The 17,312-nt window shown below is 31.4% G+C and carries 10 protein-coding genes; 1 reads left to right on the forward strand and 9 read right to left on the reverse strand.

Annotated features, from left to right (window positions below; translation table 11 throughout):
- Positions 1-2: 2 nt before the first annotated feature.
- Both BHE19_RS01415 and BHE19_RS01420 read right to left on the reverse strand, forming a co-directional pair.
- A complete protein-coding gene (locus BHE19_RS01415; RefSeq protein ID WP_051885884.1) occupies positions 3-2,951 on the reverse strand; it encodes a PAS domain S-box protein in 2,949 nt (982 codons plus the stop codon).
- A gap of 293 nt (positions 2,952-3,244) precedes the next feature.
- Positions 3,245-3,658, reverse strand: a complete 414-nt coding sequence (locus BHE19_RS01420) for a response regulator (RefSeq protein WP_035625496.1) — start codon at positions 3,656-3,658, stop codon at positions 3,245-3,247.
- A gap of 644 nt (positions 3,659-4,302) precedes the next feature.
- Here BHE19_RS01420 and BHE19_RS01425 point away from each other — a divergent pair.
- On the forward strand, positions 4,303-4,542 hold the full coding sequence (locus BHE19_RS01425; protein WP_035625440.1) for a hypothetical protein: 240 nt from the start codon (positions 4,303-4,305) through the stop codon (positions 4,540-4,542).
- A gap of 417 nt (positions 4,543-4,959) precedes the next feature.
- Here BHE19_RS01425 and BHE19_RS01430 read toward each other — a convergent pair whose 3' ends face one another.
- From BHE19_RS01430 to hemA, 7 genes are all read right to left on the reverse strand, one after another.
- Entirely contained in the window at positions 4,960-6,174 is a 1,215-nt protein-coding gene (locus BHE19_RS01430; RefSeq protein ID WP_035625441.1) for a sensor histidine kinase, read from the reverse strand.
- A gap of 287 nt (positions 6,175-6,461) precedes the next feature.
- Positions 6,462-7,292 (reverse strand): endonuclease/exonuclease/phosphatase family protein, encoded by an 831-nt coding sequence (locus BHE19_RS01435; protein WP_035625443.1) that lies wholly within the window; start codon positions 7,290-7,292, stop codon positions 6,462-6,464.
- A 155-nt stretch (positions 7,293-7,447) separates the two neighbouring features.
- The gene (locus BHE19_RS01440) at positions 7,448-8,965 is read right to left on the reverse strand and encodes a SusD/RagB family nutrient-binding outer membrane lipoprotein (RefSeq protein WP_035625445.1); all 1,518 of its coding nucleotides are present in this window, start codon (positions 8,963-8,965) and stop codon (positions 7,448-7,450) included.
- 33 nt (positions 8,966-8,998) lie between these two features.
- Positions 8,999-12,409: a SusC/RagA family TonB-linked outer membrane protein gene (locus tag BHE19_RS01445; RefSeq protein ID WP_081912508.1), complete on the reverse strand. Its 3,411-nt coding sequence runs from the start codon at positions 12,407-12,409 to the stop codon at positions 8,999-9,001.
- Positions 12,410-12,528: 119 nt separating this feature from the next.
- On the reverse strand, positions 12,529-13,467 hold the full coding sequence (locus BHE19_RS01450) for a FecR family protein (RefSeq protein ID WP_051885885.1): 939 nt from the start codon (positions 13,465-13,467) through the stop codon (positions 12,529-12,531).
- 118 nt (positions 13,468-13,585) lie between these two features.
- Positions 13,586-14,143 (reverse strand): RNA polymerase sigma factor, encoded by a 558-nt coding sequence (locus tag BHE19_RS01455; protein ID WP_070905662.1) that lies wholly within the window; start codon positions 14,141-14,143, stop codon positions 13,586-13,588.
- A 1,845-nt stretch (positions 14,144-15,988) separates the two neighbouring features.
- Complete coding sequence (gene hemA / locus BHE19_RS01465; RefSeq protein WP_035625447.1) at positions 15,989-17,293, reverse strand: glutamyl-tRNA reductase; 1,305 nt, start codon at positions 17,291-17,293, stop codon at positions 15,989-15,991.
- Positions 17,294-17,312 lie beyond the last annotated feature (19 nt).

Consider the following 17,312-nt stretch of genomic DNA (forward strand, 5'->3'; position numbering starts at 1 on the left):
TTCTATTTTGGTAATTTAATAAAGAAGGTTGTACCTTTAGTCAGTTCACTTTCTATCCAAATGTTTCCTTTGTAATTCTCGACTATTTTTTTTACAATAGACAATCCGATACCTGTTGATTTTTTATTAGATGTAAAAGACTGAAATATTTTAAAAATTTTTTCCTGATTCTCTGCAGCAATTCCAGGACCATTATCCTTAATAGCAAAAATATAATGCTTTTTTTCCTCTTCAAAACTTATTTGAATAATTCCGAGAGGCTTATCAATATAATTCACCGCATTGCTGATGATATTTAGAAACAACTGTTGCATTCTAAATCGCTCAGCTTTGATTGTCGGTAGTTCTTTTTTTACTATAACTTCAATATTCTTAGGTATATGAATAATATCAATTATTTTATTGATTTCAACATTCAAATTAATATTCTCAGTAATCATCTCAATATCATCTACTTTAGAATAAGTTAGAATTCCTTCAATCAAATGATCCATTTTCTCGACTTTGTCTTCAATCATATCAAGATATTGACTCGTTTGCGCATTAAACTCTTTATCATTATCTTCTTTAATCCATGTAACTAAAGAATGTATGCTCTGTAGTGGTGACTTTAAATCATGCGATACAATTTGAGCATAATCATTGAGCTGCTCGTTCTGTTTTTCTAATTTTTTAAGTAATTCTTCTTTTTGCAATTCTAGGCTCTTTTGTCGAGTTATGTCTAAATGTATAACTATCGAACCAATTACTTCACCATTTACATTATAATTTGGAGCGCCGCTAATTAACCAATATCTTGTCTCTCCTTTTTTATTGATAGAAGTAACTTCATACGAATCTGACTTACCTTTAACCCGTTCTTTATTTTTAAAATTTACTAATTTTTTATCCTCAGGATGCAACAAAATTTCAGATGCATTGTTGCCTAACAAATCAATTAAAGAGAAACCACTCATATCACAAAAAGACTGATTGGCTAATTGTATTACGTCATCCATATCTACTTCCAATAAACCCATATTCATATTGGCAATAATATTTCTATATTTTTCTTTTTCTGCTTCTAGACTTTCTTTGTACTTTTTCTTGATGGTAATATCTTCAAAACTCCATAAATGACCATCATTTTTCTTGCCTTTGGCTATCGGAATAAAACTCCTTTCGTAAACGCGTCCATCGGCCAATTCAATTTCTTCAGAAAAGACGTTTTTTTTATTTCTTAAAATTTCTTCTACCCTTTCAATAAATTCATCTGATCTTTTAAAAAAGTGTTTATTTTCTTCAGTAGCCATTTTAGAATCAAAACCTATCATCTCTTCTGGTTCTCCTTTAAAATCGAATAAATTACAAAACCTTTTATTGGCAATTAGCACCTTTCTATCCTCATCTTCTAGTAAAATGCCTGATTGAAGATTGGTTATTAATGACGTTAAACGATTCTCAGAATCTATAAGCTGTTGATTGAACTCTTTTTCTTGGCTTATATTTTCTTCGATAGCAAAATATTTAATCACCTCTCCTTGTTTGTTATGAAGCGCCTGTCCTTGTACTCTAACCCAGTATTTCTTTTTATATTTTGTATAATTTAAGATCTCACAAGTAAAAGGAAGTCCTTGTTTTATTTGATTCTTTAAATAAGCAATCGTTTTTGGATTGGTTGCTTCACCTTGTAATAAACGACCAGGACTCTTACCAATCAATTCTTCCTTGGAGTAGCCAGTCATTGTGGTAAAACTACTATTGGCCCACTCAATTTTACCTTCACTGTCGCAAATAATGACTGCACTAATATTTTTATCTGCTATCGAGGAAAGTAATAAAAGTTGTTCTTCTTTTTGTTTATCTTCAGAAATATCCTCAATCATTGCAAAATATTGAATCACCTTTTTGGAGGAATCAAAAATGGGTTGTCCCACTGTTTTAGACCAAAAAGTGCCACCGTTTTTTTTAGCATGCAAAATTTCTACTTCAAAAGTATTTCCCTCGTAAAATGCATTGATCATTCTGTGGATCTCCTCTTTATTCGATAGAGCGTCCGAACCTACTTCAACAGGTGTTTTACCAATGATTTCATCGTTCTCATATCCTGTCAATTTAAGATATGCATCATTACACCAAAATATCTTTCCATCCGGATAAGTGAATACAATGCCGTTTTTATTCGTTTTTGCTACCAAGGACAACTTATTTAGCTCTTCTTGATTTCTTTTTTGTTCTGTAATATCTCGTCCATAGATATTTACACAGCCCTCTTGTTGCAGACTTTTACAAACAAAAGAATAGCACTTACCATTATTCTCCGCCTCAAACATCCATCTTTCTTTTCTCTTATCAATTTGATGAATGATAAATTTTAAAAAATCCTCAATTTCATAATCAATTCCCTGAAATATAAGATTTTTTAAATCTTCGGCTGCTGGATTCATTTTTAATAGATGTCCCTCAAAATCAATCCGAATTAATGGATCTGGACTTTGAGTAGTAAAAAGAGCAATATCAACAATTTTCTTATTGGCTTCTTTTAATTGATTTTCTTGCTGATGTATTGTATTCAAAGAATTTTGTAATGCTGCATCGTAGTTAGCGAAATCATAAAGAGAGATTTTTTTTTCTTCAAAATAATTCAAGGAAGTATGCGATAGGCTACCTATAAATAAATAGCCACTTTCATAGTTTTCAAATTGTCCTCGAAGCGAAATTTTATCTTTAACAGATTCTATTATAACTAATTGATTGGTAACTTTATAAAAATTGTCAACATTTAGCTCTTCGATAAATGGATTGGTAATTGTAAATGATCTCAGGAAATATCCTCTGCATTTTAAGTCCGGAAGTACTTTGATTAAACCTTCACCTCGGTCTTGAATAAGTAAGTTGTGGTCTAGTAAAACATAAAAAGGGAAAATCCTATTGAATGTTTCACTATCAAAATGAAATTGAGAATTTTCCATGTTGTTACCTCCTTAGTTTTAAAAATTTCATGAATACGGCATCTGGATACATTCTATTATTTCGAATGTTTTTGATTACGAAAAGTAGATAAGACTACTGCTAAACCCAACTCAAATTCCAGCTATTCAACTCTTTTAGAATTGTAACGTAAAGTACTACTTTTTTTCTTACACTACAAATGTTTTAAATCTCAAGTGGTTTTCAATTTGTTTATGACATAAAAAACAAAAAATATTTTAAAGCTTTAATTCTTATCTCTAGTACTAGATTCAAAAAATAACGCTACTTATTTTTACTGAGAAATTAATTCATTCGTGCTCCAATAGTCTAGTATTTTTTTTATCCTATCTACATAATCCTCATATTTCAAAGGCTTTAAAATGTAGCCCGCAATACCTATTTTATAACACTCCATCACGTCTCTATGATTGTTAGAAGTAGTTAAGATAATTGCTGGTATATATTTTAATACATCATCTGCTTTTAAGATAGATAAAAACTCGATACCGTTTAGTTTAGGCATATTAAGGTCTAAAATAATAACATCTGGTATTATTTCTTTCCTTTTTAATAGATCAACTGCTTCTTCTCCATTATTTGCTTCAATGATTCGATGATTGAGTTCTAAACTTTTTAGTACTCTATTGAATTTCATTACTTCAATTGCATCATCTTCTATTAATAGTATATTCAACGATTTTGCCATTTTATTAATTTTAAAGTTTGATGCATACTTATTCAACTTCAAAGGTATTTTATTCCTTTTAAAGCAAGAGTCTTTTTTAGCTAATTCATAATATAGTGTAGACAACTGCAAAAAAAGTGTCGACGAATGGTATTTTATATGTAATTCATTCATAAAAAATATCCGGAAGCCAGTAAAAAACGACATCTAAAAAGGGATCCTAATACTTCAATCTAATTTTTATCGAATAGCCATTGCATCTGATTTTTAAAATTTCTTATATATAAGTAGAACGTCTGTAACTATATAATAAGTAAACTGAATATTAAAAAAAACAAAAAAAAGGACGATTTCCATTTTTAATATTAATTTATCGACACAAAATCATAATCAACTGTAATTCAAGCATAAAGATTGATTATTGATCGACAACAAACTGCTATTCATCGAAAAAACAAAAAACAATTCTTATAATCGTCTTAGATTTGTGTCAGAATTAAGGAACAAAAAAAATAAAAATTAATAAAATAATTATTTCCAAAAACAATTTAACAATGTCAGCAGTGATTGCAACTTCGATAGATAATCTATTCGATTTAGTAAACACTCAAAATTAAAACTATTTATCAACAAGAAATGAAGTTTCATTCAAATACCACTGAAAAATGAAAACAGCAATTACTTTAGCAAACACAATTCCTATTGGAATCAAATCTGAGCACTATTTAGTATTCTCCATGATTATTATAACTATTGGAAAAAACCTAGAGCCAAAGATCCCTATCGAAGCAAACACTTTGATTATGATTTTTTTAGCCATTTCATTAATCGGAATAACACTTCAAATTGTTAATAACCGTTTAAAAAAGAAAATTTTATTCGATACATTTCAAAAACGGTATTAGTTACCATAAGTTATAGTATCAAGCAAAGAATTTTTTATAAGTTATTTGAAAAATGACAAACTAAAACTAATTTTTGTTTCATTTTTGCCACTGCCATTACCCTGTTTGCGCCAATATTGTTCCACTATTGCAGTTACTTCCAGAATTACATTGCCATTTATTGTTGTACTTTGCGCTTTTAAAAATCAATTTTGAAATTGCCTACACCTTCAAAAAAGACTTGCTAAGTACCAAAAAATATTACCACCTTTTTTGCCCAAAAAGCTCTGAGCTTTTATCCAAATTAAAATCATTAAAAGGCGATGTAATTCTAGTGAAGTGCTATTTTCTTGCTTCACAAACAAATTTTCGATACTACTTTTATTAAAAGAAAAAGTAAAATGCTTGTTGTAGGCTGATAAAATCTTCCGTCAAAAATTAACAGTTATACTCTTTTGGTAAAACAAAACAAAAGCAAGCACCTTTTTTATTATCTTCTCTATTCTTCAAATAAATAGTACCCACTACTCGATCTACTATGGCTTTTATTGTTGACAAGCCAATACCGGCATTTTTACCATATTTTGAGTTAACTGTTTCAAACAACTCAAATACTTTTAACCAATATTTTTCTGGTATACCTGGCCCATCATCTTCATAAACAAAAGAATAATTAGTTTCATTTTCTGTTAGTGAAATCCAAACATTACATTCTTCTTTGTCGGTATGTTTCGTTGTATTTGATAAAAGATTTTGAATAATTTGAACAAAACCTATTTTTGAATGCCTTATAAAGGTATCGCAATTCCTAAAATTTATATGAGTCGGAATATGTAAAGCACCATTATTAACTATATATTGAATAGTGCTTTCGACATTAAAATCTTCAAAACAAATTTGATCGTTACTAACTTTTGTATATTCTAAGATTCCATTAATTAAGAAATCCATGTATTCATTTCGAGAATAAATTAAATCGATGCAAGCTTCTAATTCTGTGTCTTCAAGGAGTGTTTTATAATCTTCTTTTATAAAAATTAATAATGAATTTATACCTCGTATTGGTACTTTTAAATCATGAGTAAGCCGATAAGCAAATTGGTCCAACTGCACATTTTTTTTAATAATTTCATCATTCAAATCTTCTAAAAATCTATTTTTTTTACGAAGTTCAAATTGCGAAATCACTTGATTGGCCAATGCCTTTAATGATTCTTGTTGGTTCTCTGTAAGACCTTCTCTTGGTTTTGTATCAATAACACAAAGCGTCCCTAAAGAATAACCGTCTTTGGTATTTAACGGAGCGCCTGCATAAAACACTACGTTTGGGTCATTAATTGTTAACGGATTATCATGAAACCTTTCGTCTTTAGTGGCATCCGGAATAATAAATAATTCATCCGGTGTGTTTATTGCATGTGCACAAAAAGCAAAATCCCTTGGAGTTTCGGTTGCATTTAAACCATGATGCGATTTGAACCATTGTCGATTATGATCAACTAAAGTGACCAATGCGATGGGTGTACCACAAATTTGTGCTGCTATTTTGGTTAAGGCATCATACTCATCTTCAGGCAATGTATCTAGTATTTTATAAGCATCTAAGGCTTCGAAACGAAGATGCTCGTTATCAGGTATTTCAGGTTTTTGCATATAACTGAATTTTTATTTTTTTCTATTATAACAAACGTAATTATGTAAGGAAGTTCTATTTCTTTTAACGATAAAAATAACTAATTTTCCTTAATAATATACCTAATTATTTTAAAACTAGCCTACATATAAAATTCAATCTTGTTCAAAGCGAATTTGTTTGTATCAAAATGAGGCTTCATTTTGTTCTTACTATCCCGTTTACCCTAATGCTAATTTAAATATATTAGTTTTTTTTTTCTTACAAATTATCAAAAGGTTTTCTATTTAATCGGATATATATTCCTTCAATAACTCAATTCTACATAAACAGGCAAATGGTCGGATGGATATTTTAAGTCTTTTGAATCACTTAAAACAGCAAATTTTTCTACTTTAAAACCAGTATCTTTAGATATCAAAATATAATCCAGCAATCGTGTTACGGGTTCATTGTGCTTAAAACCGTTAAAAGTTCCAGAAGGACCAAAAGGTAGTGTTTTTGAAACTTCTCTGGTATCTTTCATTTCTTTCTTTAGAAGAAAAATGCCCTCTGATTCAGGCTCTGAATTTAAATCTCCAGTAAAAATGACCGAATAATTTTTATTATTCACTTCTTTAATTTTAGCAAGAATAAGTTTTATACCATTTATTTTTGCCTGTTCACCAACATGATCTAAATGGGTATTGAAAATCCAGAAAAGCTGCTTTGTTTTTAGATCTTTAAACAAAGCATAGGTGCAGACTCTTTTATATGCCGCATCCCAACCCAAAGAAATTTCACCGGGTGTTTCTGAAAGCCAAAATGTGTTATTTAAAAGCATTTTTAAACGCTCTCTATTATAAAAAATAGTAGAGGATTCCCCTTTTCCAACACCTTCTCTTCCTATACCAACAAAACTGTATTGAGCAAGGTTACTTGCAATATCATTTACCTGATTTGGTGCCGCTTCCTGAATTCCAAATACATCGGGCTGATAAAACTGAATTTGGGATGTAAAAAAATCTTTGCGGTGGCTCCAGTCATTATCACCATCAACTGCTAGGTCTACACGAATATTGTAAGTCATTATTTTTAAATTCTGTCCATTGATTTGCATGGCCAAAAGAATCACTATCAAAAATTTTACTTTTCTCATAACTTTATTTTTATTCTGTATTGAATTAATTTATTTTTAAATCTTTAAAATTGATTTCTTATTTTCTATTATTTGCCAATAAAAACGCTGCTCTAATTATAAAGAGCAGCGTTCAAAAAAATAAAAAAACAAAACTAATCAATATGACCTTTTTGCTAATTTGCTAAAAGCCACATTGTCTTATTAATTTCATCATAACCTCCAAATTGACGGTTTAAGGCCTCCATCAACTTTTGACTGTTATAATTCAATTCCGAAGAAGGATATAAATATCTTATAGGCATACTAGTAGGACTATTAACGTTTAGGTTTGTTGTCGGGTCAATATTAAAATCCGGGTATTTATTTCTTCTGTATTCAAAATACGCAGTTTCTGCATCAACTAAAAAATTGAGCAAATATCGCTGCATCCAAACTTGCTTCAATTGCGTAGCTGCATCTGCCGAAAATGCTGCTTCACCGATAAAATAAGTATCAATATCATTTTGCACAATAGGATTTCCATGTGCAAAAGAAGCATCTGTACTCATAAGATTTTTTAAGGCAGCTTTCACTCCATTTTCATAATAAAGCTGTGCATTTGATGCAGTAATCCAGCCTTTAATGCTCGCTTCGGCCAAAATCAGTTCCTGCTCTGCATAGGTAAGCAGCCTTCTTGGATCGCTATTTTGTTTGGTTTGGTATCGCAGGTTTATTTTAGAATATTTGCCACCTGCATAATTAGCGTTCATTAGTCCATAATCTAATGAAGTTTTTACACCAGTATAAGCCATAAAGCTGTTTTGAGCTAATCCTTTTGCAATTTGATCTGCTGAGGGTTCTGCAAAATAAAACAATCTTTTATCGTTTAGTCTTTTTAGATTGTCTACTACAATATCACTTAAAATAGTTCTTCCGGTAAACATATCATTTGTACTGTATAATGGATGAAGGTTTACGGTATTATACTCTAAGCCAAAATAATCAGAATCATCTTGAAGAAGTATATTTTCATTAACTATACTGGCAAATTTCTCTTTAATTTTTAAATCAGCATCACTCTCTTTTGCACTGAGAGTCATTAGAACTTTAAGTTCAAATGCATTGCAGGCTCTTCTCCATCTTTGAGGATTTCCTTTAAAAATGGTTGGATCTCCATCAAAAGTCAAACCTTGTGAGAATTCAAGACGTGCTTGTTCCAATTCACCAAGAATCCCCATAAAAACTTCTTTTTGAGCGTCGTATTTTGGTTTATAATTGCCTTGCAGTCCAAGATTTGCTTCACTGTATGGAATATCTCCCATCTTCATGGTAAGGATATAAAAAGTATACGCTCTTATAAAATGACCTATTCCTTTATATGAGTTTTCTGCCGGGCTGCCTTGAGCAGCAAGTAACATTTTATCAATATCAGGTAAAATGGTCATTTTGTTAAAACTTGAATTGGCTATTAAGTTATATTGAGTTCCTAATTGTCCTTCATTAGCATAACCAACATATTTTGGCAAAGCATTTTCAGAAATATATTCTTTTGAATCAGTGCCTTGATATTTAGCAATACTCAGAATTATATTTGTAGCTAATAGTGAAGCACTTACCTGGGTAGGCGTATTAGGGTTGGTATTGATTTCATCAAAATTACTACAGCCAGAAAACATTAGCATACCTGTAATTGCAACGATTATTTTTTTCATATCAATAATTTTAAATTATGTTTACTTTTAAATTTAGAATTCAAGCTTAATATTGCAACCTACAAAACGCTGTGAAGGATCGCTAAAATTATCAACTCCTCCATCTGGATCAGAATATTTAAAATCTTTTGCCCAAAGGAATAAATTTTGACCTATTGCTGATACTGTAGCATTTTTTGCTTTTATAAAACTATATACTGACTTAGGAACACTATAAGTAAGTGAGACTTCTCTTAATTTCAAAAAAGTAGTGCTGTAAGTATCCGCAGGAGATGAATTACCTCCCCAGGCTGTACCTTTATGAATTCTTTTTACATAGTTCTCATAAGTAACAGGAACATCATTTGAAGCATATTGTCTGGTATCACTGGTAATATTTCCGTAAGCATTATAAGTTACTGCACCTGAAATTACTTTTACTCCATCTCCTACATAATTACTTGTACCGGTAGTAATATCTTTGTAACGAATATCATTTACAGAGTCAGGATGGTTTCCAGACTGCCACATATACATTTCGGTTGTAGTTTGTGCCAAACCTCCTACCCGTCCATCAACAGAAATATTCAAAGTGAAATTTTTATAACAAAGTGAAGATGTCAGCCCCCAAATCCAATCAGGATCACCATATCCATAAACGGACTCATAAGGAGAATAGACCGGTAGCCCATTTTCATAAATAACAGCACCATTTACACTTTTCTGAAAATCGTTTAAAACAAAAGCATCAACTCTGTTTCCAACTTTTACCCAGGGTCTATCTGCCGAAAATTCTTTGTCCAACTTGGTATAATAGCGTGCATATTTAGACCAGTTTGCCATTACATCCCATTGCCAGTCTGAAGTTTTTATTGGTGTAAAGTTTAGTGTAAGTTCAACTCCTCTTCGGGTAATTTCCTGATCTATATTGATATAATTTGAGCTAAAACCTGATGCACTGCTGACATTGGTAGCGGTTAAAAAGTCGTACATTCTCTTTGAATAATAAGTAAAATCAAATGACAAACGTTTTTTAAACAAATTGGCAGCTGTTCCCATCTCCCATGTACTGGCTGACTCGGGTCTAACTTCGTTTCCACGGATAACATCAGGATAAGATGCCGAGTTTAAACCTCCCCAGGAATTGGTTGTAATATTGTAAACCGAATTAATATCATAAACTCCTGCCGGGGTTTTAGATGAAGTCCAGGAACCGCGAAGTTTCCATAAAGTTAACCAATCAAATTTTGGTAAAACTTCTGAGACTAAAAAACTGCCTGAAACAGATGGATAAAGATAAGAACGTGTAGATTCAGGAAGAGTTGAACTCCAGTCCTTTCGTAAAGTACCTTCAAGAAAAGCCATTCCCTTCCACGATCCGGCAAGTCTTCCATAAAAACTGTTTACCTGTCTTTTATAAACAGAAGAATTCACAACAGCATTAGTAACAGAAGCCTTTAAAGAATAGAACCCAGGAACAGAAAGTCCTCCCTGGCTTCTGGCCTCAATACCTTCGTCCTGTGTATAATAAATAGTTCCTCCAAAAAGACCGTCAATATCAAAATCATTGATCTTTTTATTTCCATTTAAGATAAAATCAGTATTAGAACTATAACCACTTCCTAGGCCTTCATTATAAGATCCTTTTAGAGATTCACCCCAAATCTCAGTCCCGTTAAGAATAACTGTAGAGACACCGGCACCAACCAGAGACCCTTTTGAAACCCTAACTGTCTGTTTGTTATTATAGGTATCAAAACCAGTTCTGACAGTAGCATTAAGCCAGGGCGCTATTTCATAACTTGCCGAAACAAAACCGTTAAAAACATTGCGGTCTAAACTGTGTAATCTTTCAAATCTGTCAAAATAAGGATTATTATTTGTACCGGTATAACTGTTATTTTGCGACTCATTTTTTACAAGCCAGTAATCTTTATATTTTCGTATGTCGTAATCCGGAGATGACCAAACCAGAATATTATACATTGGATCATAGCCTTTATAACCATTAAATCCAATATTTGGCGAACTTTGCTTATTTATCGATATTGAAGATGATAATTTGAATTTATCTACACTAATATCTCCACCTAATGCATAAGTATATTTATCATATTGAGAATTTGGATATTGCCCTTTATTGCTAACCCAGGTTGCAGATGATCTAAGATTCCCGAATTCTCCTTGCTGTGTTACACTTAAGTTATTATTTAAAATGTAACCCTGATCCAGAAAGTTTTTAAAATTATCCTTTCCTACTGGTAAATAAGGCATCGATTTATACGATTTACTAACCGGATCCCACTGAACAACTTCTTGTCCTTCCATTGGTACTCCCCAAGAGCCTGTTCCCTTATACATATTGGTAGTAGCATCTATCTGTCTTCCAAAAGTCGTTTGGGTTTCGGGAATTGCCAGATAACCCGCTGTAAACATCGTACTGCTGTTTAACGATACCGTAAGGCCTTTTTTAGAACTTCCTTTTTTGGTTGTTACAACAATAGCACCGCTGGCGCCACGATAGCCATATAAGGCTGATGCAGTTGCTCCTTTGAGTACGCTTAAAGATTCTATATCATCAGCAGGAATGTCCCTGAGAGTCATGTTTCCATAAGGTACTCCATCAATAACTAATAAGGCACTTTCGCCTCGAATTTCAACAGTAGGGGATTCTGCAAATTCAGTACTGTTTTTTACAAGTAAACCTGATACTTTACCAGTTAATGACGTTGCAACATCTACACCTTTTACCGTTTGTACTGAAGAGCCATCGACTTTTTGTACAGCATATCCAAGAGCCTTTTCTTCTCGTTTAATTCCTAAGGCAGTAATTACTAACTCGTTTAGTGCTTCAGCTTCCTCTTCAAGGGTAATATTGATTGTCCTATCTTTTTCAACTTTTTGTTTAACGGTCTTAAATCCCATATAAACAAAAACTAGTATTTCTCCTTCTCCGGCCTCAATACTGTATTTTCCGTCTAAATCCGTTTGCACCCCTACTGATGTTCCTTCAATCAGAATTGTAGCTCCGGGAATTGGTTTACCTAAATTATCCGTAACTGTACCTGAGATTTTTATTTGCTTTGCGACATTTACTGCCTTTTTACCTTTAGCAGGATTATTCATTTTAAAAGTAATCAAACCATCATTTATCTGATAAGCAACTTTAAATTTAACAGCAGCTTCCTTAAGTAATGCTGCTATTGTTTGTGTTCCTGAACTAAAAGGAACTTGAGTTTTAAGTTTTGCAACCTCATCAGAATAAAGAAGTGAAAAATCAGTTTGACTTTCAATAGCTTTAAATAAAGCTTTGAGTTCATAAACATTTTTTGAAACTGATACTGGAGTAGATTCTGTGCTTTGCGAGGTAAATGCTGACGCAAATGTCACTTGTGTCCATAACGTAACCAAAAAAAAGAAAAGTATATTCTTTTTATTATTGTTTTTATTTGTTACAAGATACATAATTTGAATATATTTGTTTTATGTTAATTATTTGCAATTAATGTGACCCGATGATTGGTGGCCGCCATGTTCGGGTTTTTTTTATATTTTTTGAGTAGTTTTTCAGTTTTGCATAGGCGCTAGTTTTTACAGGGTTTTAGTTTAATTTTTATGGTGTCATTTTTAATTGTGCTATATTCCATATCATTAATGAAACGAATACTGCTTAAGATTTTTTCGATGTCATTGCCTGAGAAATTTCCACTAATAGTATTGCATTGATAAGGTTTTGAATCCAGTTTCAGTACCACATTGTATTTTCTCTGTAGTGTTAGCAATACCTGATCTATCTGAGCGTGATCAAAAAAGATTCTTCCCTCTCTCCATGCCAGGTAATTTGATGATTCGATATTATTAGATCTTATAAAAGCCCCTGAAACATCATCATAACTCACTCTCTGATTTTTAGTGATAATTTCGGATTTAGATGAATGCTGATCTGTAACTTTTACCTTTCCGGAAACAACCGTTACTGACGCAAGACCTTTTTCATAATTGGTTACAATAAATCTGGTTCCCAGAACCTGCGTTTTAAAATGAGCTGAAGAAATTATAAATGGATGTTTTTCTTTGTGTACAACTTCAAAATAAGCTTCTCCTTTTAAAGTAATTTCTCTGGAATCTTCTCCAAAGTGTTCCGGATAAACTATACTGCTTCCTGAGTTTAAATAAACCACTGAGGAATCAGGTAATCGTACATTTTTTTGCTCACCAAATTGTGCAGCAACAGTAATAAAATGATTCGTTTTAAAAATAGAATTAAAAGTAAACAGCAACGTTCCTAAAAGTATAACAGCCGCAACAGATGCCGAAATTCTATAATAATAGGTTTTCTTTTTTCTTTCTAAACGTTCTTCTATTTTAAGCAAAATACGATCTCCCAAAACATTATCAATATTCTGTTCTGTAATACCGTTATATTGAATTTTGTTAAAATAAGTATCTATTATTTTTTTTTCCTTTTCAGAAGATTTCTCTTCACTGTATCTTTTAAAAAGATGCTTGTACTGTTTTTGCATATGACTATTTAATAAGGTCTTTATTATATAGTACACGAAAAGCAGGCAGCACCTATAAAATTTTTAAAGGATTACAATTTGTTAACATTCTTAACAAAAAGCTTGAAAAGAACTCTAGCTAAGAACAAAAAATAAGGATGGCCAATAATTTAATGAAGTAATCATTTTCTGTCTTTAACATTTTTAAAGCCTTATTAATTTGATTTTCAACTGTACTTACTGATATCTTTTTATATTCAGCAATATCTTTAATGCTCAGCTTTTCATAAAATCTAAGATTAAAGATATCAAGGCACTTAGGAGGTAAAATTTCATGTGCCTTTTGTCTGACTTGCTCAACGATCTGCTCTTTTGGAAATTCAAAAAATTCTTCCTCATCTATCAATTGTATAGATTCTTCTAAAACTTGTAATTCAAAAACTGTTAGTTTCTTATATCTAAGCCTTTTAGCGCATTGGTTTCGAACTGCCTGAAACAAATATGCTGTATAATTTTGAATATCAGTATCATTCATTCGTACCCAAAAGTCAATAAATATTTCCTGAATAATATCTTCTGTTGATTCTTTATCACGCAAAATATTAAAAGCAAAAGAATAAAGGGCTTTCCAGTTCTGCTGGTAAACTTTATTGAAAACAGGTTTTTTGTCTAAAAAAGTATTGTATTCTGCGTTCACTACATTAGTTTTAGTTTACTGCAAAACTATATGGCCCTTACCTAACTTTACTATTTATCAATATGATATTTTTATTAAATTTTTAATTAATCAGAAAACAGGCTTGATAACTTAAAAATGATCTTGATAAAGAGGTAAAATGTTATAATAATAAGTTCTATAGAATCTGTAAGCATAAAATATAAGCCTTTAAGTAATTTTAAAATTAAACTATTAATTTACAGAATGATATAAACATAGTTATCCATTATCTAACCTCCTGAATCTTTCTAGGCATATGGATTTTAATCTTTGAGAATGACTTTTTTGTTAAATACTTTTATGACTGCACTTTATTGTATTAAAGATGCTGGACACTCAGATTTGGATCACAAAATTGAATTAATTCCATTCGATAAGTTAGAGTCATTTTAAAAAAAATATTTATATTAAGAAATCTTAAGTTTTTAAAAAGTATAAATGAAGTACTGTTAAAGGAACTACAATTAAAACTAAATGAAAAGACAATTAAATAATTTAAGCTCATGAATTTTTACATCAATCCCCAACGGAACATCCAAACCAAATTCATAAAGCCAATGGAAGAAAGACACTAAATATAGTAAGCTAATCTCTTCAAACCTCCATAAATTTTGTTGAAATTTATCCCGTTCCTGTCACCACACTGCCAAAAGGCGCCAATTGAAGACAATTGACGCCTTTTTTATTATACTTTATAAATTTATTAGTCTAAAGAGCCGCACTATGCTATATTTTATTGCATCAGTATTAAAAGGTGCGTATTTAGTAGTTCTGAAAGATACGTTCCAATGTTTAGATTCTTCATTTATTCTTTGCCGAAAGTACTAATAGCTTTAAGAGAATTGCAGCGTATGATATTAAAAAAAGTGATAATTTACAAAAAATACAACAATTGGCTTCGAATATGCATTTTTCAAAAGATAAAATAGGACCTTTAGGCGGCCCTTAGCCCTGATAACAGTGAAAATCTTTTTGTGCCAGTGTTCTGCGCAAAAGATTGGAACATAAAGCGGTAAGAGCTCCAAATAATAATAATAATAATAATAATAATAATAATAATAATAAACCTAAAAAATAATATTATATACAATTGACGATGCTCACCACTCCAAAATAAATTCCGCCAACAACTCTTAACGCCTGATTAACTCAATACTCGATTACTCAAGCCCTGCAGAACGCTCCCGGCTTTTGTACAATCAAAAATAGAAAAACTTTATTTTTTCGACAGCAAAACAAAGATCCCTAAATGTCCGAAAATAGCTATTGCGTGCATTTAAATCGGCATAAGCGCAATGTTGAATCCTAGCATAAACCACAATCACAGCCCTTATCTTCATTATTTCTTCAATATCCCGATAACTTAAAGTAAACCTAACTTTAAAATATACTGCCAGCAGAATAATTGACTGAGGATAACAATGAACTTCGGTATTCATTTTTCGCTAGGTTTAAAATTATAAAGATAAAGTTATCCTAATGCGACAGAACCATTTTTTTCGATTTAAGACATTGTAAAATAAAAAAACAGCGCGAACGGCTGTTTTAATTTTTATGCGATATTACTATAAATCTATGATTTTCTTTAAATGTTAGATAGAATAATTAACCATCAATACATCTGGTATATTATCATAATACATTTTCTTGAGATTAAAATTTTTAGATACTTAAACTTCTTCCACTATCAATAATTTTCCCAGAACCAGCTGTGTGATCATTTAGAAAAATTTGGGCATCATTTTCAGTGTTGCTAAATCAGCATTATCTTTAGAAAGTTATACTTTTAAAATTCCAGAATTAAGGCCTATTATTTTAGAATTTTTATGAAAGTTTAATTTTATATTTTTCTTCTGCTGATGAAGGGCTTATTTTCTGCGTAAACTGTCCAATTTGGAACACTTTTTCAATAAACTCGATCTTTTGATCCAAGGAATTATTTTCATTTTTTAAGTGGACTGCAAAATGGTTTGTTAATTTTTGAATAATTCTGGAACTGATTAAATCCATTTGAACTTCATCAAAATTGATTATTTTCTTTTTTTGAAAAGCAAATTCAGCCGATACAATATCATTTAGTTTCGCTTTCAATGCATGGATGGTTGGCGCACATTTTCGGCCGTTTACCCAGGTATTCAGTTCTAATTTCAGATCATCAATAATAGCTTCTGCAGCTGGAATATGCTGTTTTCTTCTTTCCAGCGTGTCATCAGTAATTTGAGATAAATAATCCAGATGTATTAAAGTTACACCGGGTATTTCTTCTACATTAGTATTTACATTCCGTGGAATGGATAAGTCCAGAATCAATAATGGTTTATGTAAAGCAAGCGATGTTTTGTCAATAGTCGGGTTTTGTGCTCCTGTAGCTACAACCAGCACATCTGCCTGCTGTAGTTCTTCTTTCAAATCGTCGTAATCTTTTACAATAATATTGAGTTTTCCTGCCAATAATTCGGCTTTGTTTTTTGTTCTGTTTATAAGAGTAATATGGCTGTTTTTAGTATGTTTTACTAAGTTTTCACAAGTATTTCTTCCTATTTTTCCTGTTCCGAATAACAAAATATTTTTATTTTCAATATCTGCCACATTTCGTATAATATACTGCACTGATGCAAAAGAAACGGATGTTGCACCAGAAGAAATTTTAGTCTCTGTTTTAACTTTTTTGCTCGCTTGAATAACAGTATTTACCAAACGGTCCAGAAAAGTGTTTACCAAACCTTCTTGTTTACTATGATTAAAAGCGATTTTAATTTGGCTGATAATTTCGAAATCGCCCAGAATCTGACTGTCTAAACCTGTCCCTACCCTAAACATATGATTAACAGCTTCTTCATTCTTATATATATAAGCAGCCTGCTGAAACTCTTCAACAGAACCATTGCTATTTTCGCAAAGCAATTTGATGAGTTCATAAGGATGATGGGCAAAACCATAAATTTCAGTTCTATTACAAGTAGAAGTCACGATTAATGATTCTAAGCCTTCTGCTCTGGCTTGCATCAATAAATCAGATTGTGCTTGAGTATCTAAACTAAATTTTCCTCTAATTTCTGCATCTGCTTTCTTATAGCTTAGCCCTAATGCGTAAAAAGTGGTGGAACTGGACATATTAAAATTTTCCATATTTATGCTTTCCTTAAAA

This window comes from Flavobacterium tructae (assembly GCF_001853485.1).
Classification (GTDB): Bacteria; Bacteroidota; Bacteroidia; order Flavobacteriales; family Flavobacteriaceae; genus Flavobacterium; species Flavobacterium tructae.

Bases quoted from the DNA above. Each gene is read 5' to 3' on its own strand.
- BHE19_RS01415 (WP_051885884.1), bottom strand. From the start codon at position 2,951: ATGGAAAATTCTCAATTTCATTTTGATAGTGAAACATTCAATAGGATT.
- BHE19_RS01420 (WP_035625496.1), bottom strand. From the start codon at position 3,658: ATGGCAAAATCGTTGAATATACTATTAATAGAAGATGATGCAATTGAA.
- BHE19_RS01425 (WP_035625440.1), top strand. From the start codon at position 4,303: ATGAAAACAGCAATTACTTTAGCAAACACAATTCCTATTGGAATCAAA.
- BHE19_RS01430 (WP_035625441.1), bottom strand. From the start codon at position 6,174: ATGCAAAAACCTGAAATACCTGATAACGAGCATCTTCGTTTCGAAGCC.
- BHE19_RS01435 (WP_035625443.1), bottom strand. From the start codon at position 7,292: ATGAGAAAAGTAAAATTTTTGATAGTGATTCTTTTGGCCATGCAAATC.
- BHE19_RS01440 (WP_035625445.1), bottom strand. From the start codon at position 8,965: ATGAAAAAAATAATCGTTGCAATTACAGGTATGCTAATGTTTTCTGGC.
- BHE19_RS01445 (WP_081912508.1), bottom strand. From the start codon at position 12,409: ATGTATCTTGTAACAAATAAAAACAATAATAAAAAGAATATACTTTTC.
- BHE19_RS01450 (WP_051885885.1), bottom strand. From the start codon at position 13,467: ATGCAAAAACAGTACAAGCATCTTTTTAAAAGATACAGTGAAGAGAAA.
- hemA (WP_035625447.1), bottom strand. From the start codon at position 17,293: ATGGAAAATTTTAATATGTCCAGTTCCACCACTTTTTACGCATTAGGG.